This window comes from Pseudomonas sp. NPDC096950 (genome assembly GCF_044762525.1).
In the GTDB taxonomy this organism is placed as follows: Bacteria; Pseudomonadota; Gammaproteobacteria; order Pseudomonadales; family Pseudomonadaceae; genus Aquipseudomonas.
In genome coordinates this window covers 269-24,264 of the sequence record NZ_JBIWEL010000040.1, presented here as the reverse complement: position 1 = coordinate 24,264, position 23,996 = coordinate 269, and the positions used below count along the sequence as shown (strand labels likewise).

Genomic DNA, 23,996 nt, shown 5'->3' with positions numbered 1-23,996 from the left:
ACTGCATTCAGCATCAAATAGCCATCAGACCGAAATGGCCGATCAACTTCAGGATTGAATCTCTCAGCATGCAACTCAGCGGTTTCAACAGCACGTCCAGTCGAATCTTCGATTTCATTTGCCTGTGGATTCTTCCACTGGGCTACCTCTTGCTCCTGTGTGCGCTGTTCTTTCTGCCCGGACGCAGCCTTCACCACAAGCTGTTTTATGGACTTTTCAGCATTCCATCGCTGATCGCCCTGTGCCTGCGCCCGCGGGAACTCAAGGAGTTGCTGCGTGAACCGATTTTCATCGCGCTCATGCTGTTTGCCGCCTGGGCCTTGCTGAGCCTGTGCTGGAGCCCCCCGGATAAAGAAAGCATCGCGGGCCAGTTCAAGCCTGCGCTTCATACGCTGCTGTTGTTCGCCGGCTCCTACCTGCTGGTGCGCCACCGCAGCGAGATCATCCAGCCGTTGCTGTTCAGTGCCGCGATCGTCGGTTTGATTGCTACGGTCTATAACCTGTACATGTTTGCCCATATCTATGAGCCAGGCCTGCGGCTGATTGGCGGCGGCGCGTTCGACAATCCATTGCTCAGTTCCCATATCTTCGGTTTTTTCTGCGCCTACTGGCTGAGCATGAGCATGACCTGCAAGCGTCGCCAGATGCTCTGGCTCAGCATTCCGGCGATGGCGGTCATGTTCGCCGCGGTGATCGCCACGGGGTCCAGGACACCACTGGTTGCCCTGACCCTGGCCGCGCTCTGGTTGAGTTTCATTTGCTGGAATCGTCGCTCGATCGTATTGCTCGGAGCCCTGGGCGTCTGCGGGCTGGCGGTCAGCGTGATATTTTCGCGGATGATCGTTGAGCGAGGCGATTCCTTTCGCCTCGAAATCTGGCAACTGGCCCTGCACCGGATTGCCGAGCATCCGTGGATCGGCCATGGCTACAACGCCAGCCTGACCCTCGATCCCGGCGTCGGCTATGCCTTGCAAGAAACCCATAACTTTGCCCTTGGCGTTCTCTACTACGTCGGCATTTTCGGCTTGTTGCCCTGGTTGTTCTTCCAGGCCTGGGGCTTGCTGAGCAGTTGGCGCCATCGCGTCCAACCGCTGTTTATTGTCGCTTCGACCTGGCTGGTATTCGGAATCGGTGCCGGTTTGACCGAGGGCGGCGGGATCATTTCGCGCCCCAAGGAGCATTGGTTCCTGCTGTGGATTCCGCTGGCGCTGATCGCCGCACTGAGCATCAACCAGCGCGCCAGACGCCTGCTGACCCAGCCGGTCAAAGCGCTGACACCGGCGGCTTGCGAGCAGATGACCGCCGGTGCCCAGGTGATCGAGGAGGACGGCCTGGGGCCGAAAGTGCTGCGCCTGGTCGATGGCAGTTTCCTCAAGCTGTTCCGTCGTCGTCGCTGGTACACCTCCGGCAGTTTCAATCCCTATTCCGAACGCTTTGCCGTGAACAGCGAGCAACTGCGCGCCCTGGGCATTCCAACACCCGTGACACTGGGCCTGTACCGTCTCGAAGACGGCAGCAGTGCGGTGCATTACTCGCCGCTGCCGGGCAATACCCTGCGCCAGGTCCTGCAAGGGATCACGGCGCCAGCGGTGCGCCAGGCACTGGTCGAGCGTTTCGGCAAGTTCATGGCGCAGTTGCATGAACAGGGCGTGTATTTCCGCTCGTTGCATCTGGGTAACGTACTGGTGCTGGAGGACGGTGAATTCGGCCTGATCGATCTGGCCGATATGCGCATTTACCCGTCGTCATTGAGTCTGTCCCTGCGTCAGCGTAATTTGCGCCATATGCAACGCTACACCGAAGATCGACGCTGGTTGTTCGAGGATCACTTCGAAGCGCTGCTCCAGGGATACGCTGTGACAGCGTCTGAATCCGCCGTTAGTAACCTGCACAGGCAAGTGCTGGCCGCCAGTCACACGGCCCGGGCTCATTGATGACCGAAACCAACCCCCTCATAGCGCTGGCAGCCTATCTGCTGGCCATCGTCACGGCTGCGCTGCTGTTGCGCGCCGTACCGAAAATCGCCCGTCACCTGCAACATTCCGGTGAAAGTCGCTACGCCAGCATCGACGGCCTGCGCGGCTACCTGGCGTTTGGTGTATTCGTGCACCACTCGATCATCACCTGGATTTTTTTACGCACTGGCGTGATTGATTTTCCACCGAGCAACTTCTACTCACAGCTCGGCCAGGGCAGCGTTGCGCTGTTTTTCATGATCACCGGTTTTCTGTTCTGGAGCCGATTGCTCGCCCAGGGGCGCAACCACGACTGGCTGGGCTTCGCGGTATCCCGGTTGTTTCGCCTCTACCCGTTGTATTTGCCGCTGATGCTGATCGTGTTTGTCTCGGTCTTCTATCTGCAGAATTGGGAGCTGAAGGATTCGGGCTTCCGGCTCGCCGGGCAGATCCTGGCCTGGCTGACTTTCGACCGGCCGGACATCAACCAATATCACCAGACCGGCATGCTGATTTCCAACGTCACCTGGACCTTGGGCTACGAGGTGTTTTTCTACCTGGCACTGCCCCTGGCCGCCATGGTGTTCATCTATCGCGGCAGCTGGCTGCAAGTGGTGTTGTGCCTGATCGGCATTTACGCCCTTTACCAGATCGTCGGCTGGGAACACTCGCTGAAGAAGCACTTCCTGGCCAGTTTCCTCGGGGGTATCGCTGCCGCGTACTGGGTTCGCCGGCCGCAACTGGTGGCCTGGAGTCAGACACGCCTGGCCGGCATCATCGCGTTGATCGCACTGGCGATTGCCTTTACCGCCTACAGCCGTGCGTTCAGCCTGATGCCGCTGCTGCTGATGTCAGTGTTTTTCGTGATCGTAGCGTCCGGGCATACGCTGTTTGGCGCCCTGAAGCCGCGCAGCATCCGCTGGCTTGGAGAAATCAGCTACAGCACGTACCTGCTGCACGGTTTCCTGCTGTGGGTAATGATGCAGCGCCTGCCGCACGTGCTGGCCATCGACACTCGTGAAGCCTGGGTCTTCCTGCCGATGATGGCGCTGTGCGCTTGCCTGCTGATCATCGTCAGCAGCCTGACCTTCCTGTTCATCGAGAAGCCTGGCATCAACGCCGGCAAGAAAGTCTTGCAGTGGCTGCGTCAGGGCCGAGAGGCCGACAAGCGCCTGGCGGAAAAGATCGCCCGCTAGCCGCGAGCGATCCAGCCAGCAGGTTTCAGTCTTTTTCCAGCGGTGAGAAGTACAACCGCCCCAGGCCCCGCCAGGTCTTCTTGTTCCAGGCCTTGAACGGGATCTGCGCCAACAGCTCCCGCGCCAACGCGCGGTCGCGGTTGGCAGTCTTGAGGAACATCGAGCTCAGGAACTTGTAGCGCACCTCGTCGTACAGCGGATGATCGCTGAACAGCGCGTAGGAACGCAGGATGTTGTCGACCATGAAGCGGTGGTTCTTGTAAGAGTTGGTGGCGTGTTTGCGATAGCGCGCCATCAGCACATTCAGGCCATCGATGAAATAACCGGCCCGGGTCACCTTCAGCTCGATCAGCAAGTCTTCCAGACGGATGTTCGGATCGAATCCACCCACCTTGTCCAGTGCCTCGCGGCGGATCATCAGGGTTGGCGCCGGCGGGTAAGGCTTGCGCTCCAGGAACATGTCATCGAAGTCCAGGCGACGGAACGGCACGTCCCGGCGCTGGCGCTTTTCCGGGTACAGATTGCCGTCGGCATCGATCAGTTCGATATTGCCGGCGCAAATGCCTACTTCGGGCTTACCGTCCATGTAGGCCACCTGGGTGGCGATCCGCTCCGGCAACATAATGTCATCGGAACCGAACGGCGCGATCAGGTTGCCCTTGGCGCGTGCAATTGCGCCGTTGAGCGTGTTGGTCAGCCCCTGGTTCTGCTGGACCCGAAAATCGAAACCGTACTGCGTCTGCAACGCCTTGATGCGCTCGACGCTGTCGTCCCTGGAGCCATCATCAATCACCAGCAATTCGATGTTCGGGTAGGTCTGGTTGATGACGCTGAGGATACTTTCCTCGATGTAGGGTCCGTGGTTGTACGACGCAATGATGACGGAGACGAGGGGTTGCGCGTCGTTCATTTTGGTTCCTTGCGGGCCTGTTCCAGGCCGGAGTCGATCAGGTTCAGGTATTCCTGGCGGAACACCTCGATGTCATGTTCTTTCTGCAGATAACGGAACGCCTGTTCGCCCTTGGCCTTGAGTTCGTCGTCCGACAGGGCGAGGTAATTATCCAGCGCCGCGACCAGGCTCGATACATCCTTGGGCGTAATCGCCAGACCACCGGCACCCTCGATCAGTGGCAGCATGGCCGGCACGTTCGAGGCGATCACCGGCAGATGCCCGCTCATGCCTTCGAGCAGCGCCAGGCCCAGGCCTTCGGCCAGGGACGGCATGGTCCAGACGTCAAAGGCGCGAATGTACTGCAAGGCGATTTCCTTGAAGCCCAGCAGGTGCGCACGGCCGGTCAGCCCAAGGCGTTCTATCTCCGCCGCCAGTTTCGACTCTTCGCGGCCGGCGCCGATGATTGCCAGTTGAGTGTCCGGGTATTTGTCCTTCAGCGCAGCAAAGGCCTGCAACAGATAGGTATGACCCTTGACCGGCACCAGGCGGCCCAATGCGCCGATCAAGCGCACCGACGGATCGATGCCCAGCATCTCACGAGCCCGCTCGCGGCTGTGCTGCAAGCCTTCAGCCTGTTCGATGTCGATGGCATTGGTGATGGCATCGGTGTTCTGGTCGGTAAAGCCGCAGTCGCAGTCCAGCAGGTATTGTTTGACCGCCGGCGAGACGCCGACGAAGCGCCAGTGACGATCAACCAGGCGCTGGGTCTGGCGGCGCCGGTAAAAACGGTCGTATTCGCCAAACCCGTGGGAAATACCGATGCACAGCGGCACTTTCAGCCAGCGGTTGAGCGTCAGCATCATGTTCACGGGCTTGAAACGGTTGCAGATCACCACGTCAAACTTTTCCGCGCGGCAGAACTTGTACAACTGCCACATGGCGCGCAGGCGCATGCCCTTGAGGGACTTGTCGGAAAACTCGAAATACACCGAACGGTCGGCACGGCTCACTGCCTCGCCAGGCCCTGGCTTGCCGCGCAGGAACGCGGCGGTCACCTCGTAGCGATCCCTTGGCAGCGCCTTGACGATCTGCTCTGCCAGGTCGGCAAAATCATGGGCTTTGACGTTGTAGTCAGGCTGCAGTTGCAGAACCTTTGACCGTTGACTCATAACTCTCCCCGTGGAAACCAGTTGCATCGATGACCCAGGCCGGTTCGGCGGCGATGCGCCTGACCTCGGCCGGATCGGGTGGGGGCAACCGTGACCACTCGTTGCGCTTCCAGCAAACGAAATGGAAATACGGAAACCGGCGATCGCCATCGCGATCATTGCTCAAACAGCCATCGCGCCAATACCAGTGACGCGGAAAATCGTGCGTGCCGTCATGCCACTTGATGCAGCCACCCGGCGTGCTGAACGCCTCGGTGAACTCGCTGCGGCGACGCCACGGATTGAGCTTGCCCACCAGGGTGAACAAAGGCTCGGGAAAATTCTTGCGCCAGAGGAAGATGCGGCTGAATGCCCCCTCGTCCAGCGCGTGATGTTCCTGATCGGTAAAGCGCTGTTGCCAACCCTTGATCTGCATGAACAATTCACGCTTGCGCGCGGTGTTGCGCATCAGGCAAAGGTGCCCCGCTACCCGCCGTTCATGGGTGGAAAACAGGTCATAACCGGCCAGCCGATCCGGGGTGAAGTAACTTCGCAGGTCACCATACACCAGATCAATATCGCCGAATGCCCAGAAATCATAGCCTTGCAGACGGTCGACGTGGATATGCCCCAGGGCCGGCTTGATGTCGCACAGCTTGTAAGCGGCATCGGGGGTGAAATCTATCTTCAAGCGCCGGGACACCAACCCGCAATAGTCGCGAAAGGAGATGCTCTCGACACTGACGTTGTGTGGCAGATTCTCGGGAATCCCACAGTCACTGAACAACAACCAGTCGATGTCAGGGTTACGCCTGCAACTCTCCAGAAAGAACGGCATCCAGAACGGCCACTGGCCGAAATAAGGAATCAGAAAAAGAATACGCGGGCGTGGGTTCATCACAGGAAATTCACTGCGGTTGGTTAATTTGCCGTCATGCTAAGCCGCGCAATGCTTCATTTCTGCTGTGCAGATGTTTCGATTTGCTTCAGAAGCCAGAACAATTCGTGGCGTCTGACGGCTTTGCGGAAAAAGTCGTTCTCTCCATAAACGGGCGGCACTCTGATGGCCAGCCATCGTTGTATCGACCGGCGCAATCGGCGCTTGAACGGCATCGGTGGTTGAAGGTCATGCATCATGCCCAACGCCATCGCTTTGTCGCGCTGCTGCTCTAACGACATGGGCAGGCAGCACGGCTGCATCGCCAGGGTCGAATCGAACGCCGGGGGCAGCGCGATGCCATCGCCCTCATTGCCCATCGGCCAGCGATCATTGTCGTGCAGGTGATTGGCGTAGCCGAGCAGGGTCGGCTGCCAGTCCAGGCCCCTGAGCGCCTCGAGGACAGCTTCCTGGGCGCAGATATGATCGGGGTGCGGATCGAGGGTCGGGTGCGGCAGCACGATCACGTCCGGGCGTGCTCGCAGCAACACTTCACGCAGGTCGGCCAGCAAGTTGTTCCAGGTCGGTGCACCGTCGGCGTCACCGGGCAAGGTGAACGGGTTCAACTGGCGAAACAGGCGCGTGTCGCCCAACTCGGCTTCACGCGAGCCCATTGGCTGCGACGGTGCCGCTTTCATTGCCGCCAGCTGCATACAGAAATAGCCCAGCTGCACACACTGCTCTTGCGGCACGCCGGCCCAGCGCGGCACGGCGATGCTGTCCCAGGCGCGCAGGCGCCCCTTGAGCCGCGCCGCTTCGACCTTGTTCAAACCCATCTGCTGATAGTGTTCAGCTTCAATCTCGCCAGCGGTGAGGGTGACGATCCAGGCTTCACTGGCCTGGCTGTATAAACCGTAGGCGGCGAGCTCGGCGTCATCGGCGTGGGGCGCGATGACCATCACTCGCTGGCGGTGGTAATCCGGTTGTTCGAAAGCCCAGAGCACCGGCTCACCGAACACCTTGCAGAAGCGCCCGCGCAAACGCAATTGGCCTTGGGACAAGACGTGAGCCTGGCCACTGAGGTTCAGATAACGCAGGCCATTGACGCCACGTTCGAACGTTTGCCGATCCGGGTGGTTGCCACCCGCCAGCTCGACCACCGGGTCGAAAAAGCGCCCCAGCCAGGTACTTTTAACCCGCAGCGCCAGCACCAGTGTGGCGTCGTCGACCAGCATGACGCCTTCGTCCAACCGCAGATGTTCGCCCACCAGGTGAACCTTTGGCCGTTGGGTGTAGGGCGGAAAGCTGTACTGGTAATCGTCGCCGGGCGAATAGAACAAATGGTCGGCAAACCACGCCTCATGGGCGATCCAGCCCAGCAGCGCGAGCACCAGCGGCAACCACCAGGCCACCAGCAGGCCAAGGACAATCAACAGCACCAGCGCGACCAGCAGGCCGATTCGCTTGGTGCGACGGTGACGCTTGAGCAGTTGCTGTTTGCGACTCATGGGTTGGCTCATACGGTGAAGACCGGCACAGGATTGCACCAGCGGTCCTTGTATTCACGGTCAGCCCGACCGAAGGAAAACCGCAAGGGTTTATCCAGGGCTCGAGCGTGCTCCCAGGCACTTTGGGTGTTGAGGAAACTCAGCACGCTGCCAGGGCTGAATTCGCGGGTTTCAGGGTCGACGCCGCCATTGATGTACTCGACGCTGATCCACTGCGGCGCCTCGACGCGGTACACCAACTGAATTGCGATCGGCGCATCGTTGAGGAAAATCACCGAGCCGATCAGCAGCTCGCGCAGCAACTCGATCACTTCGCCCATGCGCGCCGCACCGGTGGCCGGGAAGCCCCAGCGGCGCTGAAACAGGTCGCAGTAGATCGCCGCCAGCTCACTGCTGGAAAACTCGCTGACCGGCCGCACCACCCCGCCCGCCTCTTCCAGCAAACGCAGTTCGCGGCGCTGGTTGTAGCGAAACTTCTTCGACAATTCTTCGGGGGTTCGGGCCATGGCCAGTTGCTCGGTCTGCAACTTGATGCCCGTGAAGCGACCTTCATTCAGCGCCGACAGATAACGTCCACGATGCCGCAAGGGGGCCTGGGCATCGGCGGCGGCCGGCAGGATCAGTTCGGCATTGCCGAGGTCGAACAGGCCTTTCTTGCCGCTGCGCTTGAGCACGTCCTTGGACAAGGCAAGGTCGCGTCCCCAGGTCGGGATCGCGGCTTTGACTTCGCCGTTTTGCTCCCAGGCCAGGTAGCGCACCGGGATTTCTGCCAGCGCTGCCAGCCGCTCGACGACCATCGGATGAGTCGCAACGCTGCCGCCAAAACGCTGCCAGGCATCGGCGTAAGTCGAGGCGTCGACAGACGCCCAGCCACGTTCGCGCCAGCCTTGAAATCGGTTGAGCATCAGCCCCTCTGTGCCAGTTCGGTAACGTGTGGCAAATGCCAGAAAGCGTCGCGCACTGCGCGGTCGCTGAAGCGCTCACGCAGGCGGTCGAGCATCATCTCCGCGCACTGGCGACGTTGCTGCTCGTCCATCGCGGCCAAATGCTGCAGCCCTTGCGCCAGGTGTTCGGCATCGCCCAGCGGGAACAGAATGCCCACGCCTTCGACCACTTCCTTCGCCCCGCCGCACGCCGTCGCCAGCAACGGCACGCCGGCGGCCATGGCTTCAAGCAGCACCATGCCGAACGGTTCGTTATCGGAGCTCAGGGCAAACACGTCAAAAGCACGGAAGTAGCGCCGGGCATCAGGCACCTGCCCCAGGAACAGCACGCGGTCGCCTATCCCGAGTTCACGGGCCAGATCCTTGAGGCTCTGCTCCAGGCGACCGGAGCCGAGAATCACCAGTTGGCTGTTGCCCGGCAACCTCGGCAATGCCGCGGCAAAACCGTGCAGCAGCGTGGTCTGATCCTTGTCCGGATGCAGGCGCCCAACGTTGCCGACCACCCAGGCATCCGCCGCCAGACCGAGGGTTTCCCGGGCCTCGCGAGCCGACACTTGAGTGACCTGCAAGCCTTGCACATCGATACGGTTGTAGAGCGTCTGAATCCGCGCCGCCGGCCATTTCGGCAGGCACTGGCGCATGTCGTCGCGTACCGCGTCGGATACGCCGAGCAGGCTCAAACGCTTGCGGAAGATATGCGCGAACAGTTTGCGCGTGCCACGTTTGTAATCGCCAAACGCGTGGTGCACGCCAATCACCGGCAACGAGGTGCCAAGCAACGCGATGTAGATCGGCTTGAAACGGTGCGCGATGCAGAAGCTGAAGTTGCGCGAAGCGGCGATCTTGCGCAGATCGCTGATGGCGCCCAGCTTCAGGCCACGAATGGCCTTGGAGCTGTATTCCATGAACAGCACTTCGTCGGAAGCGCAGCCCGCGGCGACTTCGGCATCGGCGGCCCCGGTCAGAAAGACCGTGGTCACCCGATAACCCGTCCCCGCGAACAGGCTGGCGTACTGCCGGGCGCAGTCAAGGAACGGCCCGTCATAGCCGTGGCAGAACTGCAGCACATGGCGCTCAGCCGAGCGTGTCATAAGCGTCCGCGCCTTCTTTGACCACCAGAATGTCTTCCATGATCAGGTATTGCAGGTCGGAGCCGAAGAACATGTTCAGGGCGTCGGTCGGCGAGCAGATCATCGGCTCACCACGACGGTTGAGCGAGGTGTTCAGCGACACGCCGTTTCCGGTCAGTACTTCCAGCGCTTTCATCATGTCGTAGTAGCGCGGGTTGTATTCGCGCTTGAGCACCTGGGCCCGGGACGTGCCGTCTTCATGGACGACTTCCGGCACGCGGGTCTTCCACTCTTCCGCCACTTCAAAGGTGAAGGTCATGAACGGCGCCGGGTGATCGACCTTGATCATCTGCGGGGCCACGGTGTCGAGCATCGACGGGCAGAAAGGCCTCCAGCGCTCGCGGAACTTGATCTGATGGTTGATACGGTCAGCCACGCCGGTCGCACTTGGGCAACCGATGATCGAACGACCGCCCAAGGCACGCGGACCGAACTCCATACGGCCCTGGAACCAGGCCACCGGATTGCCATCGACCATGATCTTGGCGATGTTTTCCGGCATGTTGTCGAGCTTGCGCCAGGTCGGCTTGCTCGGGTGACGGGCGCACGCGGCGATCACGTCTTCGTTGCTGTAGGACGGGCCGAGGTAGACGTGTTCCATCTTCTCGACCGGTACGCCACGGGCGTGGGACACGTAGGCTGCTGCGCCCACTGCGGTGCCGGCATCGCCGGATGCAGGCTGGACGAACAGTTCCTTGACGTCATCGCGAGCAATGATTTTCTGGTTCAGCTTGACGTTCAACGCACAGCCACCGGCGAAGGCCAGCTTGCCGGTTTCCTTGAGCACGTCGCCCAGGTAGTGGTCGATCATCTGCAGCGAGATCTTTTCGAACAGCGCTTGCATGCTGGCGGCGTAGTGGATGTACGGCTCGTCGGCGATATCGCCTTCGCGCTTCGGCCCCAGCCACTCGATCAGCTTCGGCGAGAAGTAGAAACCTTTGCCCTTCTCTTTGTAGCGACGCAGGCCGATGACGTTGGCGTAGTCGGTGTTGATCACCAGCTCGCCGTTTTCAAACGAGGCCAGGCGCGAGAAATCGTACTTGGTCGCATCGCCGTACGGCGCCATGCCCATGACCTTGAACTCGCCGTCCAGCATCTCGAAACCGAGGAACTCGGTGATCGCGCCGTACAGGCCGCCGAGGGAGTCCGGATCGAAGAATTCCTTGATCTTGTGGATCTTGCCGTTTTCGCCGTAGCCGAAGAAGGTCGTGGCGTACTCACCCTTGCCATCGATCCCGAGGATCGCGGTTTTCTCTTTGAAACCGGAGCAGTGGTAAGCGCTGGAGGCGTGGGCCAGGTGATGCTCGACCGGTTCGATCTTGATTTTCTTCGGGTCGAAACCCAGTTGCTCAAGACAGAACACGATCTTGTTGCGATAGCGCTTGTAGCGACGGTTACCCATCAGGATCGCATCGAGGGCGCGGTCCGGGGCGTACCAGTAACGCTTGGCGTAATGCCAGCGCGCCTTGCCGAACAGGCTGATCGGGGCGAACGGGATCGCCACCACGTCAACGTCGGACGGCTTGATGCCTGCCTGTTCGAGGCAGAACTTCGCCGATTCGTAGGGCATGCGGTTCTTTGCATGTTTATCGCGTACGAAGCGCTCTTCCTCAGCCGCCGCGACCAGCTTGCCGTCGATGTACAAGGCTGCGGAAGGATCATGGCTAAGGGCGCCGGACAGGCCAAGAATCGTCAATGCCACAGGGGTCTAGCCTCTTTAGTCTGCATTCAGGCGACAAGCGCCTCAAAAATTAATGTGCCCTCGCAAGGGGCGAGAGACAGCTAAAGGGCGGGATTATAGCTTAAAAGCGACGGCAAGCCTCTAGCGGGAAGTCGCGGGGTCGCTCGTTGACAGACAAACGACCTCGACTTAGACTCCTGCGCAAATGGACTGGGAGATCCCGGTCGGCGTTGTAGCCTCGGTGAGTTTCATCGGGGCTTTTCGCTTTCTGAGAGAGGGAAAATTTTTAAACCCCAATTTTCGAAACCCTCTCCCACATTGTTACGACCGCCACTGCAATAGAACTTACGCTTGAGCACGTCAAAGGCACGATTTTCCTGTACGGGCCGCAAAACACTTATACCAATGGGTCTTGCAACAAGATCCGCTAGCTGTAACCCCGTAGAATTCACTTGTTTAGTCGCAAAAACGATTTCGAACGGCAACTGAAAGCCCAATCGGTTCGCGCCATCGCACATGCGGCGAAACTCCAACTCAAGCTCGTTATCCTCTTTCTTCCCCCGCCGCTCGAAAATCACATGAGTCAAAGCTCTCTGCTGGTTCTTTTCCTGTAAAAACTCATAAAGCGTTTCCAGGCAAAAGCCGAGCGCGACGTGATAAGGATTGTGAACAGGGCCCTCTTTTTCGCGGAGGGCGGCCTTGTCGATCACGCAACTGATCAGGACAAAATTGCTTGCTTCAATGATGCCCGTGAGCTCATCGAGAAATGCATGTTTGTGCTGCCTGGACTGGAAGAGACCAGAGAATGCGCCCTTTTCCTTTCGAATCTCCAGCTCATGTAGACCGATCAGGTCGTGCCCCATGTGATTGAATTTAAACTTCTGAAGGGAAGGAATGACCTTTTCGCAATAATACCTCTTATGAAAAACACAAAATGCGAGCACAAACATTGGATAGTTTGGATCTAGTGTTTGCATTCCATGGTCGCCGCTCTCGTCGACATAAATAATGAAGTCGCTATATTTCCCGGTCGAAAGCAATAGCTTTTGCGCCTCAACATTAGCCTCGGCTTCGCTTTCGTTTTCGTTTTCGTTTTCGTTTTCGTTTTCAAAAAGAAAAAACTGTTGAGACAAAAGAGTTACCCACGCCCTGCCCGCCAATAAATATTGATATTGCCGTCCACGCCTTGCCGATAAATCGTATAGGGCAGGAAAACAGTATCCAGCACGCCCGACAGGCTCAAATCCAGCAATACCAGCGGCACCAGGAATCCGGTGGGGTCGGGGGGTGCGTTCAGTACGCAGAAGTCGTAGGCCAGGCCGCTGTAGACCCGGGGGATGGACTGGCAGTAGGTCTTTTGTTTGCGCAGGCCGCGGGCGGCGTCGGCGTCGTCTTGCAGGACGGTGACGGCGGTGCCGCAGCCGGATAAGGTCAGTGAACAAGCGCCCAGCAGCATGGCCATTTTTTTCATCTGAATTTGCCTTTCGGAATCGTCAGGCAAACTAGCATCGGGGTTATTCAGAGCACAGTTCATGGGGTCTGTGGATTGTGTAGGAAGGTTCTTAAGAACCTGTCCGCCGATGACCGACCGGGGGATTTTGTGTTTGATGTGCGGGCCTCTTCGCGAGCAAGCCCGCTCCCACAGGGGAATGCATTCCAAATGTGGGAGCGGGCTTGCTCGCGAAGGCGATTCAGGCCGCGCTGGAGATGTCTTTAGGCAAACGCTGATCGATCACCTGATACAACGCACTGCTCTCCGGCCAGTTGCGCATAAACCGAGCTCGATCCCGCGCATAGGCCGGGGCAAAGCTGCCCACAGAGCCGTGCTGACACATGGAATCCAGATCAATCAGCGCCCAGCGATCCTGCTGCCAGAACAGGTTATGGCCTTTGAAGTCCCCATGGCTGATCCGCTCGCGAATCAATTCGGCGAACAGGTGATCCAGCGCCAGCAACTCGGCTTCCGGCGCTTCGCCACTCTCAACGTACGGCGCAAACCGCTCGATGATGTCCGGCCCCGCCAGGTACTCGGTCACCAGATATGCCCGACTGCGCAGCCAGAGAAAACGCTTCTCCAGCACGGCCAGCGGCTTCGGCGTCGCTATACCCAAAAATGCTAGGCGATTGCCTTCGCGCCAGGAATGCCAGGCCCGGCTCGGACGCCAGAAGCGCTTGAGCCAATGGGCAAATCCCTTGATGTTGTAGCGCTTGATCACCAGGGTTCGCCCGGCCACGTCGACCTTGCCAACGCTCGCCGCGCCGCCGGTCTTGTACAGGTGACCCTGATCGAGCAAGGCATCGGCCTGTTCCAGCACCGGCAACATCGCCGCCTCCTCTTCGCGACGAATCGCCCGCAAGCCAAACGCTCCGCGCTGGACGCTGAACAGCGTGCATTCGCGGCCGCACTTGATCAGGAAGTCCTTCAAGCGCCAGCGGCGCACCTTGTCGATTTGCTTCTGCAAGGCTTCCATCGGCAAGGCATGTTCGCCGTTGCTCAACAGGTAATACACCAGCAATTCTTCGGTGAACGGTTCCAGCGACTTGGGTAACTGGGCGAAAAACACCCCGAGGTTTTCCAGGACTTTCTGGCGCGACAACGGTTGGCCTGGAGTTTCGGCGCAGACGCCGCCGCCATCGATCAAGTACAACCGACCGCGCTGGCGCAGGAGATTGTCGAGATGCAAATCTTCCTGCCACAGACCTTTGCGATGCATTTGGCCGATGGCGCCCAACGCCTCGGCCAGTACCGCGCCTTGCATGTCCGCCAATACCGGCAGGTGCTCGACCTGTTTCCAGGTGTCGCCAAGACTCTCGGCACCTTCGATGAAATCGAACAGCAACCAACCGCCCTCGCCGTCCTTCAAGCCATCCGCCAACAGTTGCGGCGTGGTCAGGCCCTGATCGGCGAGCAAACGCACACCATCGCGTTCGCGTTGAAAGTGGCGTGCCGCTTTGCTGCCCACCAGCAACTTGGCCAACACCGGCCGTCCGCGCCAGACACCGGCACCGACGTAACGCTGCCCCGGCAAAACGCGCAACAGCGTTAACAGCTGCAAGTCGGCAGGCCCGGCGGCATCCGCCAGTGGAATGCTCAACGGCAGGCTCGGACTGCGGCCGGCGTTTTTCAGTTCGGACAACCGCATCAACGCGTCTCCTTGTGACTGCGCCGCGCGGTCAGTCGCGAAACCCAGTTGTCCACCAGCGAACTGTCTTTGGGCTGGTCCACATAACTTGCCAACAACTCGCGCAACTGGCCCTCGTCCCACTCCGGTGCCCGGCGCAGCAGCGGCTCCAGATCCTTGATCCGGTCACGCTGGCCGAACAGCAACGGCCGGGTTTTTTCCAGGTCGATCAATTGCGCCTGGTAACCGTCGCCGGTGGCCCGCAGGAAAATGTGTTTGGGGTAGAAACAACCATGGACCTGACGCACGCCGTGCAGGCGTCGCGCCAGTTGACCGCAGGCGTGCAGGATCGCCGAGTGCTGCGCTTCGCTCAGGTCCGACCAACGCTGCAACAGCGAATCCAGGTCATCCCAGCCATCCAGCGCACGGGTCAGCAGAATCGCCCGGACTTCGCCGTTGACTTTGCGCTCACCGAAGAACGCCGCTTGCAGCGCCGGGATGCCCATCTTTTGATAGCGGGTGATGTTGCGAAACTCACGGGCGAAACTTGGCTCGCCGAACGGCGCATGAAAGGTGCGCGTCAGGTAGTTGCTCTGGCGCTTGAGGTAAAACCCCTGACCTTCCAGGTCCAGCCGAAACACACTGCTCCAGCCGCCGCGCGCGGTGTTGGGTTCATCCACCGCGTCGAGCTGCTTGGCCCACAGGGCGTCGAAGGTGCCGAGGCCGTGACGCTCAAGCAGCGCACGGTCCTCAGCGGCCAGAAAATCAGTCATTCGCGTCCCTCGAAAAATCTCACCACGTGCCGAATACGCTTCTTGTCGGCGGCATTCAGGCGCTCACGCCCACGGTATTGCAAGTAGAAGCGCAGGCGCTGGGTGGCCGACAAGTGATACTTGGCCACCTTGTCGAGACAGGCCAGGTCCTTGGTGATCCGGTACTTGAGCCAGAAGCCGCGCCAGAAATCGCCGTTGGGGCAATCGATCAGGAACAGCCGGGCGTTATCGTCGATCAGCAGGTTGCGCCACTTCAAATCGTTATGGGTGAAGCGATTGTCGTGCATGGTCCGGGTGTAACCCGCCAGTTGCCGACTGATGTTGTCGACCCAGGCGCGGTCCGCCAGTTTCGGGTCATGCCGGTCGGCCAGGGCTGACAAGTCTTCGGTGTTCGGCAACTCGCGGGTGATCATCGCCCCACGGTCGTACGCTGCACCGCGACGCTCCAAGCCCCAGGCCACCACTTCGGCGGTCGGAATGCCCCACTTGGCGAAGCGCTTGAGGTTTTGCCACTCGGCTTTCACCCGTGGCTTGCCTAAATAGCGGCGCAGGCCTTTGCCGGCACCGACGTAACGCTTGACGTAATAGTTGACGCCGTTGCGATTGACGCGGATCACCTCGGACAACGGATCACGGGTCAGGCGCTCGCCCTTCAGGGCAAACACTGCTTCCAGACTGCCGAAATCTTCGGCGAGATCACTGTAGGCAGGTTCGAGTTTCCAACCCGGCATCAGAGCGCATCCCCGTATCGCTGTTTACGGTCGTAGAGCTTGTTGGCCTTGCCTTCGAGCCAGCTCAACAGCGCCGCTTCCTCGGCCAGGATCTGGCGCAACGGCTGCTGGAAGTAGCCCTTGAGGAAGCGCAGTTTGTCGCGCTGGGTCAGGCCGATGTCGAGGGCCGAAAAGTACAGCGCCGCCAGATCTTTATTGCGCCAGCGCTGGGTAATCGCCGGGCGGGTCTGGGCGCGGTGCAGGTCGATCACCGAGAGCTTGAAGTCGTCCGCCGTCACCGGTTTATCGGTGTGCAGCAGAAAGTGGCAGATGTAGCAGTCGCGGTGGTTGACCCCGGCGCGGTGCATCATGCCGGTCATGCGCGCGACTTCGGCAATCAGCGCCCGTTTGAGTGTCGGCTCAGGCGGGCTCTTGACCCAATCGATGCTGAAATCTTCCAGGCTGACGGTCGGCGCCAGTTCTTCGGTGACGATGAACGAGTGCTGGTCCGCCGGGTTGCTGCCCTTCTCGCCGTAAGCCACGGCGGTCATGGTCGGCACGCCGACGTCTTGCAGGCGCTGAATGGCCTTCCACTCCTGGCCCGCGCCGAGTACCGGCAGCTTGGCGGTGAGCAGGTTCTTGAAGATCTCGCCCCAGCCGACGCCACGGTGAATCTTCACGAAAAACCCGTTGCCGTCCACTTCGGTGCGCAAAGTCCGGCGCGCTTCGAGCTCGCGGTACACCTCGCCCTGCAAGCCCTCGACTTCGGCGAACGGGTCGCGTCCGGCCCAAAGGCTCTTGAACGGTTCAGCCAGCATCAACTTCATTAAGCGTGCTCCGCCAGAATCACATCGGCCGCGTGCTGCGGCATGCTGTAGAGGTCGGCCGTCTCGGCGAAGGCCAGACCGTTGCGGCTCCAGGCCGCCCGTGCTTGAGGATCGTTCAACATGCCGGTCAGATACTGCGTGAGCTGCGCCTGATCGAAGGGTTCGTCCAACACCAGGCCTGCGTCGGCCTCGGCGATGTAATGGGCGTAACCACACACCGCGCTCACCAGCACCGGCAACCCGGCCACCAGCGCTTCAAGCAGCACCGTGCCGGTGTTTTCGTTGTACGCCGGGTGAATCAACAGGTCGGCGCCCAGCAGGAAACGCGGGATATCGCTGCGACCCTTGAGGAACGTCACGTTGTCGCCGAGCCCCAGTGTGGCGCTCTGCATCTGGAACAATTTGGGGTCATCCTGGCCAATTACAAACAGCCGGGTGCGTTTTTTCAGGTCCGACGGCAGCGCGGCCAGCGCCTTGAGGCTGCGATCCACACCCTTGGTCTTGAACCCGGAGCCAATCTGCACCAGCAGCAAATCGTCATCCTTGAGGTTGAATTCACGACGGAACTCGGCGCGAATCTCGGCCGCATTCGCCGGTGCGCGACGGTCCTGGGAGATACCCGGCGGCAGCAAATGGAAGCGTTCCAGCGGCGTGTCGTAATGCTTGATGAACAGCGGCTGCTGGACTTCGGAAATCATCAACACTTCAGTCTTGGCGTCCTTGGCGAACACCGCGCGCTCGTACTCGGCGAAGTGCCGGTAGCGGCCCCAACGGCGGTACAGCGAGTTGCGCAAATTCTGCGCCTTGTCTTCGAAGCAGCCGTCGGCGGCGTAGTAGACGTCCAGGCCCGGCATCTTGTTGAAACCGATCAGGCGATCCACCGGACGCTTGGCCAGGTCGGCCTCCATCCATTCGCTGAGTTTTTCGTTACGCCGATGATTGAAGAACGCTTTGACCGGCGCCACCAGCACTTCGAAACCCGGCGGCACATCGCCTTCCCAGATCAGCGTGTAGACGCGGATCTTGTGACCGCGCTGCTGACACTCCAGGGCGATGCGCATGAAATCTCGCTGCAAACCGCCAAATGGAAAGTATTTATAAAGGACAAAAGCCAATTGCATCAGCGCAGCTCCTCAGCCAGTAACAACGTGCTCAGTCGGCTGGCGACACGCTGGGGATTCAGACGCGTGAAGCACAGGGGCCACTCGCGTTTCAGGTCAAACTGACGGGCGTCTTCGGCCGTCGGTTGATAGGTGCATTTCTTTTGCAGGCACGGCGCGCAGGGGAAGTCGCTGGCGATGTGAATCTGCGCCTTGCCGTAGGCGCCGGTCAGGCCCGGATTGGTCGGGCCGAACAGCGACAGGGTCGGCACATCCAGCGCGGCGGCCAGATGACCGAGACCGGTATCCACCGCAACGCAAGCCTGGGCGCCGGCCAAGACTTTGCCGACGCCGGCCAGATTCAGTTTCGGCAGCACTTCGACGTGGCGGAAACCCGCGGCGATGCGTTCGGCGCGAGCCTTCTCGATCGGGTTGCCCCACGGCAGTTTCACAGCGACACCGAGGTGACCAACGCGCTCGGCCAGTTCACGCCAGTAGGCTTCGGGCCAGTGCTTGGTGTCCCAGGTGGTGCCGTGCAGGAACAGCACGTATGGATTCTTGCGCGGCAGCTCGACCAGACGCTCGACGTTCAAGCCGTAATCGCCCAGGCCTTTGGGCAAGTCGTAGCCCAACGCCAACGCGAACAACTGGCGCACCCGCTCGACCGCGTGCTGGCCGCGACCGACCGCGAGGCGTCGGGAGTAGAAACGTGCGGCCATCGGTTCGCGGGCCGAATCCTTGTCCAGCCCGGCCACCGGGGCCTTGACGTAGCGAGTCAGCCAGGCGCTTTTCAGCAGGCCCTGGGCGTCGATCACCAGGTCATATTTGGTGGCGCGAACGCTTTGTTTGAAGCGCTTCCACTCGCCACTCTTGATGGTTTGCCAGATGTTCTTGCGCCAGCGACGGATCGCCACCGGGATCACTTTGCCCACGGCCGGGTGCCAGGTCGGAATCTCGGCAAAGCCTTCTTCCACCACCCAGTCGAACGTGATGCCGGGGATCGCCCGCGCCGCGTCGGTCAACGCTGGCAACGCATGAATCACGTCGCCCAGCGAAGAAGTCTTGATCAACAGTACCCGCAAACTAATTGACCTCGACCACAGTGCCCTGCAACCGCTGCAAGGCTTCGTTGACCGGTTGCGGCGCCAACTGGCGCAGGCAGTTGTAATGGCCGAAGCGGCAAGTGCGATCGAAACAAGGGCTGCAATCGAGGCCCAGGCGCACGATCTCGACGTGCTCGGCCAGCGGCGGGGTGAAACCCGGCGAGGTCGAGCCGTAGACGGCGACCAGCGGACGGTTCAGCGCCGCGGCAACGTGCATCAGGCCGGAGTCGTTGGACACCACCGCGTCGGCGCAGGACATCAGGTCGATCGCTTCGGCCAGGGACGTGCCGCCGCTGAGGTTCACCGACTCTTCACGCAAACCGGGAATCAGCCGCGCGCGAATGTCTTCGCCGACCGCGTGATCGTTTTTCGAACCGAACAACCAGACCTGCCAGCCTTCACGGATCTTCGCTTCGGCGACTTTGGCGTAGTGCTCGGACGGCCAGCGCTTGGACTCGCCAAACTCGGCACCGGGGCACAGGACCAACACCGGACGATCCAGGGCCAGGCCGAACTTGGTCAGCGCCGCTTCGCGGGTGACCGGATCGATTTGCAGGCTCGGGCGTGGATAAGGTTTCGGCAGATCAGCGCCCGACTCATAGGCCAGGGCCATGAAGCGTTCGATCATCAGCGGGTAACGTTCTTTATCCAGCGTGCGCACGTCATTGAGCAGGCCGTAGCGGAATTCGCCACGCCAGCCGGTGCGTTTCGGGATGCCGGCGAAGAACGGCACCAGCGCCGACTTCAGGGAATTGGGCAGCAGGATCGCCTGGTCGTACTGGCCGGCCAGGGATTTGCCGATGCGCCGGCGGGTCGCCAACTCAAGGGCGCCGTGGCCGAGCGGGAAGCTCAAGGCCTGGCGCACTTCGGGCATGCGTTCCAGGATCGGCCGGCTCCACTCAGGGGCCAGGACGTCGATTTCGCATTGCGGGTGGCGTTGCTTGAGACACTGAAACAGTGTCTGCGCCATCACCATGTCACCGACCCAACTGGGCCCAACGATCAGAATTTTCATGTGGTTTCCAAAAACGAACCGGGGAGGCATACGCCTCCCCGCCTCGAGAATCACTGCGGAAGCGAGGTGGCTTGCGATGGGTCATCACCTTCAACATTGCTGTCGACTGTCACTCCACTATCGCGAGCAAGCCCGCTCCCACATTGGGTATTGGTGCACATCCAGTGCGGTGTAGCTTAGCTAATCCAATCTACCAAACACTGTGGATCTACCTGGGATGCTGGTACCTAAATCTCCCAAACACTGCAGATCTACTGTGGGAGCGAGCCTGCTCGCGAAGGCGCTGGCACATCCAGCATCAGTGGTGACTGATACTCCGCTTTCGCGAGCAGGCTCGCTCCCACAGGGGGTATTTGGTGCTGCATCTGTACAGCTTCAGCTTAACCCCATCTCTTTCCAGATTCGCAACACCTGGCGCCGCTCGTCTGCGAACTGGTCGCCCGGTATCACCCCGGGATCCTTCTGCAAGGCCTGTCGGTGAGCGGCGGAGCGGTAGGCTTTATAGGCCTCGCGCAACAGACTGGCATCCTCGACGGGCATCAGCCCGGCCTTTTCCAACTCTTCCAGAATGCGGATGTTGTCGGTCCAGCGCAGCAATGACGGGTGCTGTTCGGACCACGCCAGGGCCGCGTATTGCACCATAAATTCAATATCGACGATACCTCCGGCGTCCTGCTTGAGATCGAACGGCGCCGTGGCCTCGAAGGCATTTGCTCCGGTGCCGGCGGCGGTGCTCTTGCTGCCGAGGTTATCGCGCATCTTGGCGCGCATCTCGCTGACCTCCTGACGCAAGGTCGGCAAATCCCGGGCCTTGCCCAAAATCGCCGCGCGTACCTTCTCGAACGCCTGGCCGACATCCTGACTGCCCACCAGCACCCGCGCCCGCACCAGTGCCTGATGCTCCCAGGTCCAGGCTTCATTTTCCTGATAGCGGGCAAACGCACCGAGGGAACTCACCAGCAACCCGGATGCACCGGACGGCCGCAGACGCATGTCCACTTCATACAACTGGCCGGAGTTGGTCTGCGCCGTGAGCAAGTGAATGATCCGCTGCCCCAACCGGGTGAAGAACTGCGCGCCGTCGATGGGTTTCGCCCCGTCGGTTTCCGCCTGCGGATCGCCGTCGTGGACAAACACCAGGTCCAGGTCCGAACCATGCCCCAACTCCAGGCCGCCGACCTTCCCATAACCGACAATCACGAAGCCGGGATCGCACAAGGTGCCATCGGTGCGCAGCGGCGTGCCGTATTTGGCCACGGTCTGGCGCCAGGCCAGGGCCAGCACTTGTTCGAGGATCGCTTCGGCGAGCCAGGTCAGGTAATCGCTGACTTTCATCAACGGCAAGCTGCCGGAGATTTCCGACGCCGCCACCCGCAAGCGGTGCGCCAGTTTGAAATGCCGCAGGGCTTCCATCTGCTGTTCGAGGTCATCTTCGGGAATCCGCGTCAGGCGCTCGCGCAACTCGGCGGCCAGTTCCGGCGCCAGCGGCGGCTTGAACAGTCGGCCTTCGTTGAGCAACTCATCGAGCAGCAACGGGAAGCGGGTGATCTGCTCGGCAATCCATGGACTCGCCGCGCACAAGGTCAGCAAGCGGCGCAGGGCGCCTGGGTTTTCCGTCAGCAACACTAAATAAGCCGAACGCCGGGCCACCGCTTCAACCAGCGGCAGCACCCGCTCCAACACCAGGTCGGGATTGGCGTGCTCTACGGCTTGGGCCAGCAAGCGTGGGATAAAGGCATCGAGGCGTTCGCGCCCCAGGCGTTGCATGGCGCGCAGTTGCGGACTGCCACGCAGGCTGGCCAAGGTTTTCAGGGCCTTGGAAGCATCGGCAAAACCACCCTGCTCCAACTGCCGGCAAGCGGCCTCTTCATCCTGGGACTCTTCCCACAGCGGCAACCATTCGCCACCGACCACCACTTCGGCTTCAGTGCCTTCCTCTTCGTCAGGATCGGCAATCACCTGCGCAAAGTGCCACGCCACCCGGCCGCGCCAATACATCAGCCGCTCATGGAACGCGTCCCAATCGGCAAAGCCAAGCATGAACGCAATCCGCGCCTGATCCTGTGCGCCATCCGGCAGCATTTGGGTCTGGCGGTCGGCGATCGCCTGGATCGCGTGTTCGGTGTAACGCAGGAATTCGTAGCCGTCGCGCAACTCGCTGATCACCGGCGCCGGCAAATAACCCTGCCCTTCCAGCGTGCTCAGTACTTTTAATAGCGGACGTTGTTGCAGGCTCAGGTCGCGACCGCCGTGGATCAACTGGAACGCCTGGGCGATGAACTCGACTTCACGAATGCCGCCGGAGCCGAGCTTGATGTTGTCGGCCATGCCTTTGCGCCGGACTTCCTGCTGAATCAACTGCTTCATGGTGCGCAGCGCTTCGATGGCGGAGAAGTCCAGGTAACGGCGGTAAACGAACGGCCGCAGCATTTCCTGCAACTGCGCGCCAGCCACTTGATCGCCGGCCACCACCCGCGACTTGATCATCGCGTAGCGTTCCCAGTCGCGGCCCTGGTCCTGGTAATACTGTTCCAGCGCGTTGAAGCTCAACACCAACGCACCGGCCGAACCGTAAGGGCGCAGGCGCATGTCGACGCGAAATACAAAACCGTCGACGGTCATCGGGTCGAGGGCCTTGATCAGGCGCTGGCCGAGACGAATGAAAAATTCCTGGTTATCCAGAGAGCGCTTCACGCCCACGGTTTCGCCGCCTTCGGGGTAGGCGAAGATCAGGTCGATGTCCGACGACAGGTTCAGCTCCACCGCGCCGAGCTTGCCCATGCCGAGGATGACCATTTGCTGCGGCTCGCCGCTGCGCCGGCCGGTGGGCACGCCGAATTGCTGGCAATGCCGCGAGTACAACCACTGATAGGCCTGATCGATGCTGGCATCGGCCATGTCCGAGAGGTCGCGGCAGGTCTGGACCAAGTCCGCCTGGCGGGTCAGGTCGCGCCAGATGATCCGTACTTGCTGGCGGGTGCGCTGTCGGCGCAGGGCACGGCCGAGTTCGTCTTCGCTTTCAGCGGCGTTTACCGCTGCGGCGATCTGCGCGCACAGCTCGCCGGGGGCAAAGCCGCGATCGAGTTCGCCGGACTGCACCAGCCCCAGCAACATCAAAGGGTCACGAACGCTCTGTTCAATCACGAAGTCGCTGGCGGCGCTGACCCGGGCAAATTGCGCCCAGCGATCCGGCGTCCAGGCAGACAGGCCATGGTCGTCTTCTAATAAGCCGACGGCAGTGCGGAACGACTGCTCCGCACGGGTGACCAACGGCTGGAGAATGGCGGGCAGTTCGGCAAGCGAAGGCAGGGTCATGGTCTATCCTTGATCGGCGTGTGAAGGGCTGCATGTAGTGAATTTTGAAAACACGCTACGTGACCGACTGTCGAACAAAGGTTAGAAATAGCTGAAATTTCTTTTATTTTGGCAGCCAACATCAAGCTTTCACCTTTTTCGGTTGGCAAAAGACCAACCTTAACGATTATTCTCACAACGCAGCCGGAGGCCACAAGCCATTCATCTGTAGTTTTACTACTCGTCTATACATTCGAAAGGCTGAAATGCCCGTTGATTTGTAGTAAAACTACACGCCGCCGGAACAACCTCTCGGCAATCCAAGAATTTATATCGTCTGCCCACAAGGCCAGTCGCAAACTCAGGCAACCGATTCTGGAAGCCTTTCCGCCCTGGAGCAAGCCATGCAAGACCTCGATCCCGTCGAAACCCAGGAATGGCTGGACGCCCTGGAATCGGTTCTCGACAAAGAAGGCGAAGACCGCGCTCACTATCTGATGACCCGTATGGGCGAATTGGCGACCCGCAGCGGTTCGCAATTGCCTTACGCCATCACCACGCCATACCGCAACACCATTCCAGTAACCCACGAAGCACGCATGCCTGGCGACCTGTTCATGGAACGCCGCATTCGCTCGTTGGTTCGCTGGAACGCGATGGCCATGGTGATGCGTACGAACCTGAAAGATTCGGACCTGGGCGGTCACATCTCCAGCTTCGC

General features: G+C 60.4%; 19 protein-coding genes and 1 pseudogene. 3 read left to right on the top strand and 17 right to left on the bottom strand.

Features of this window, described 5'->3' with window-relative positions; translation table 11 throughout:
- The first annotated feature begins 68 nt into the window (after positions 1-68).
- Both ACIQY3_RS33315 and ACIQY3_RS33310 read left to right on the top strand, forming a co-directional pair.
- A complete protein-coding gene (locus ACIQY3_RS33315) occupies positions 69-1,934 on the top strand; it encodes an O-antigen ligase family protein (protein WP_403028743.1) in 1,866 nt (621 codons plus the stop codon).
- The gene (locus tag ACIQY3_RS33310; protein WP_403028741.1) at positions 1,934-3,151 is read left to right on the top strand and encodes an acyltransferase family protein; all 1,218 of its coding nucleotides are present in this window, start codon (positions 1,934-1,936) and stop codon (positions 3,149-3,151) included. The genes ACIQY3_RS33315 and ACIQY3_RS33310 overlap by 1 nt, the downstream gene beginning before the upstream one ends.
- A gap of 25 nt (positions 3,152-3,176) precedes the next feature.
- On the opposite strand, the gene ACIQY3_RS33305 is transcribed toward ACIQY3_RS33310, so the two are convergent.
- The 17 genes from ACIQY3_RS33305 to glnE all read right to left on the bottom strand — a co-directional run bounded on the left by ACIQY3_RS33305 (position 3,177) and on the right by glnE (position 23,296).
- Positions 3,177-4,061, bottom strand: a complete 885-nt coding sequence (locus ACIQY3_RS33305) for a glycosyltransferase (RefSeq protein WP_403028738.1) — start codon at positions 4,059-4,061, stop codon at positions 3,177-3,179.
- The gene (locus tag ACIQY3_RS33300) at positions 4,058-5,212 is read right to left on the bottom strand and encodes a glycosyltransferase family 4 protein (protein WP_403028735.1); all 1,155 of its coding nucleotides are present in this window, start codon (positions 5,210-5,212) and stop codon (positions 4,058-4,060) included. Before ACIQY3_RS33300 ends, ACIQY3_RS33305 begins: the two co-directional genes overlap by 4 nt.
- Positions 5,175-6,092 (bottom strand): DUF6625 family protein, encoded by a 918-nt coding sequence (locus ACIQY3_RS33295; RefSeq protein WP_403028732.1) that lies wholly within the window; start codon positions 6,090-6,092, stop codon positions 5,175-5,177. Before ACIQY3_RS33295 ends, ACIQY3_RS33300 begins: the two co-directional genes overlap by 38 nt.
- A gap of 53 nt (positions 6,093-6,145) precedes the next feature.
- Complete coding sequence (locus ACIQY3_RS33290) at positions 6,146-7,576, bottom strand: PIG-L deacetylase family protein (protein WP_403028730.1); 1,431 nt, start codon at positions 7,574-7,576, stop codon at positions 6,146-6,148.
- 8 nt (positions 7,577-7,584) lie between these two features.
- Positions 7,585-8,481 (bottom strand): antimicrobial resistance protein Mig-14, encoded by an 897-nt coding sequence (locus tag ACIQY3_RS33285; RefSeq protein WP_403028727.1) that lies wholly within the window; start codon positions 8,479-8,481, stop codon positions 7,585-7,587.
- On the bottom strand, positions 8,481-9,611 hold the full coding sequence (locus ACIQY3_RS33280; RefSeq protein ID WP_403028725.1) for a glycosyltransferase: 1,131 nt from the start codon (positions 9,609-9,611) through the stop codon (positions 8,481-8,483). Before ACIQY3_RS33280 ends, ACIQY3_RS33285 begins: the two co-directional genes overlap by 1 nt.
- Positions 9,595-11,352 (bottom strand): carbamoyltransferase, encoded by a 1,758-nt coding sequence (locus ACIQY3_RS33275; RefSeq protein WP_403028722.1) that lies wholly within the window; start codon positions 11,350-11,352, stop codon positions 9,595-9,597. The genes ACIQY3_RS33280 and ACIQY3_RS33275 overlap by 17 nt, the downstream gene beginning before the upstream one ends.
- 227 nt (positions 11,353-11,579) lie before the next feature.
- Positions 11,580-12,464 carry a DUF3800 domain-containing protein gene (locus ACIQY3_RS33270; protein WP_403028720.1) on the bottom strand — a complete coding sequence of 295 codons (885 nt, stop codon included), beginning with the start codon at positions 12,462-12,464 and terminating at the stop codon, positions 11,580-11,582.
- Positions 12,465-12,469: 5 nt separating this feature from the next.
- Positions 12,470-12,802: a YceK/YidQ family lipoprotein gene (locus tag ACIQY3_RS33265; RefSeq protein ID WP_403028718.1), complete on the bottom strand. Its 333-nt coding sequence runs from the start codon at positions 12,800-12,802 to the stop codon at positions 12,470-12,472.
- Between the two features lie 220 nt (positions 12,803-13,022).
- Positions 13,023-14,474 carry a lipopolysaccharide kinase InaA family protein gene (locus ACIQY3_RS33260; RefSeq protein WP_403028715.1) on the bottom strand — a complete coding sequence of 484 codons (1,452 nt, stop codon included), beginning with the start codon at positions 14,472-14,474 and terminating at the stop codon, positions 13,023-13,025.
- Positions 14,474-15,226, bottom strand: a complete 753-nt coding sequence (locus ACIQY3_RS33255) for a lipopolysaccharide kinase InaA family protein (protein WP_403028712.1) — start codon at positions 15,224-15,226, stop codon at positions 14,474-14,476. Before ACIQY3_RS33255 ends, ACIQY3_RS33260 begins: the two co-directional genes overlap by 1 nt.
- Positions 15,223-15,957, bottom strand: coding sequence for a lipopolysaccharide kinase InaA family protein (locus ACIQY3_RS33250; RefSeq protein ID WP_403028710.1), 735 nt, complete (start codon positions 15,955-15,957; stop codon positions 15,223-15,225). The genes ACIQY3_RS33255 and ACIQY3_RS33250 overlap by 4 nt, the downstream gene beginning before the upstream one ends.
- Positions 15,957-16,763: a lipopolysaccharide core heptose(I) kinase RfaP gene (gene rfaP / locus ACIQY3_RS33245; RefSeq protein WP_403028707.1), complete on the bottom strand. Its 807-nt coding sequence runs from the start codon at positions 16,761-16,763 to the stop codon at positions 15,957-15,959. Before rfaP ends, ACIQY3_RS33250 begins: the two co-directional genes overlap by 1 nt.
- Positions 16,763-17,884 (bottom strand): glycosyltransferase family 4 protein, encoded by a 1,122-nt coding sequence (locus ACIQY3_RS33240; protein ID WP_403028702.1) that lies wholly within the window; start codon positions 17,882-17,884, stop codon positions 16,763-16,765. The genes rfaP and ACIQY3_RS33240 overlap by 1 nt, the downstream gene beginning before the upstream one ends.
- A complete protein-coding gene (waaC, locus tag ACIQY3_RS33235) occupies positions 17,884-18,945 on the bottom strand; it encodes a lipopolysaccharide heptosyltransferase I (protein ID WP_123510928.1) in 1,062 nt (353 codons plus the stop codon). Before waaC ends, ACIQY3_RS33240 begins: the two co-directional genes overlap by 1 nt.
- Position 18,946: 1 nt before the next feature.
- Positions 18,947-19,981, bottom strand: coding sequence for a lipopolysaccharide heptosyltransferase II (waaF, locus tag ACIQY3_RS33230; RefSeq protein WP_403028699.1), 1,035 nt, complete (start codon positions 19,979-19,981; stop codon positions 18,947-18,949).
- A 375-nt stretch (positions 19,982-20,356) separates the two neighbouring features.
- Positions 20,357-23,296 carry a bifunctional [glutamate--ammonia ligase]-adenylyl-L-tyrosine phosphorylase/[glutamate--ammonia-ligase] adenylyltransferase gene (gene glnE / locus ACIQY3_RS33225; RefSeq protein WP_403028697.1) on the bottom strand — a complete coding sequence of 980 codons (2,940 nt, stop codon included), beginning with the start codon at positions 23,294-23,296 and terminating at the stop codon, positions 20,357-20,359.
- A 383-nt stretch (positions 23,297-23,679) separates the two neighbouring features.
- Here glnE and ACIQY3_RS33220 point away from each other — a divergent pair.
- A pseudogene (locus ACIQY3_RS33220) lies at positions 23,680-23,996 on the top strand (pyruvate dehydrogenase (acetyl-transferring), homodimeric type); the annotation flags it as partial.

Bases quoted from the DNA above. Each gene is read 5' to 3' on its own strand.
- ACIQY3_RS33315 (WP_403028743.1), top strand. From the start codon at position 69: ATGCAACTCAGCGGTTTCAACAGCACGTCCAGTCGAATCTTCGATTTC.
- ACIQY3_RS33310 (WP_403028741.1), top strand. From the start codon at position 1,934: ATGACCGAAACCAACCCCCTCATAGCGCTGGCAGCCTATCTGCTGGCC.
- ACIQY3_RS33305 (WP_403028738.1), bottom strand. From the start codon at position 4,061: ATGAACGACGCGCAACCCCTCGTCTCCGTCATCATTGCGTCGTACAAC.
- ACIQY3_RS33300 (WP_403028735.1), bottom strand. From the start codon at position 5,212: ATGAGTCAACGGTCAAAGGTTCTGCAACTGCAGCCTGACTACAACGTC.
- ACIQY3_RS33290 (WP_403028730.1), bottom strand. From the start codon at position 7,576: ATGAGTCGCAAACAGCAACTGCTCAAGCGTCACCGTCGCACCAAGCGA.
- ACIQY3_RS33285 (WP_403028727.1), bottom strand. From the start codon at position 8,481: ATGCTCAACCGATTTCAAGGCTGGCGCGAACGTGGCTGGGCGTCTGTC.
- ACIQY3_RS33280 (WP_403028725.1), bottom strand. From the start codon at position 9,611: ATGACACGCTCGGCTGAGCGCCATGTGCTGCAGTTCTGCCACGGCTAT.
- ACIQY3_RS33265 (WP_403028718.1), bottom strand. From the start codon at position 12,802: ATGAAAAAAATGGCCATGCTGCTGGGCGCTTGTTCACTGACCTTATCC.
- ACIQY3_RS33260 (WP_403028715.1), bottom strand. From the start codon at position 14,474: ATGCGGTTGTCCGAACTGAAAAACGCCGGCCGCAGTCCGAGCCTGCCG.
- ACIQY3_RS33255 (WP_403028712.1), bottom strand. From the start codon at position 15,226: ATGACTGATTTTCTGGCCGCTGAGGACCGTGCGCTGCTTGAGCGTCAC.
- ACIQY3_RS33250 (WP_403028710.1), bottom strand. From the start codon at position 15,957: ATGCCGGGTTGGAAACTCGAACCTGCCTACAGTGATCTCGCCGAAGAT.
- rfaP (WP_403028707.1), bottom strand. From the start codon at position 16,763: ATGAAGTTGATGCTGGCTGAACCGTTCAAGAGCCTTTGGGCCGGACGC.
- ACIQY3_RS33240 (WP_403028702.1), bottom strand. From the start codon at position 17,884: ATGCAATTGGCTTTTGTCCTTTATAAATACTTTCCATTTGGCGGTTTG.
- waaF (WP_403028699.1), bottom strand. From the start codon at position 19,981: ATGAAAATTCTGATCGTTGGGCCCAGTTGGGTCGGTGACATGGTGATG.
- glnE (WP_403028697.1), bottom strand. From the start codon at position 23,296: ATGACCCTGCCTTCGCTTGCCGAACTGCCCGCCATTCTCCAGCCGTTG.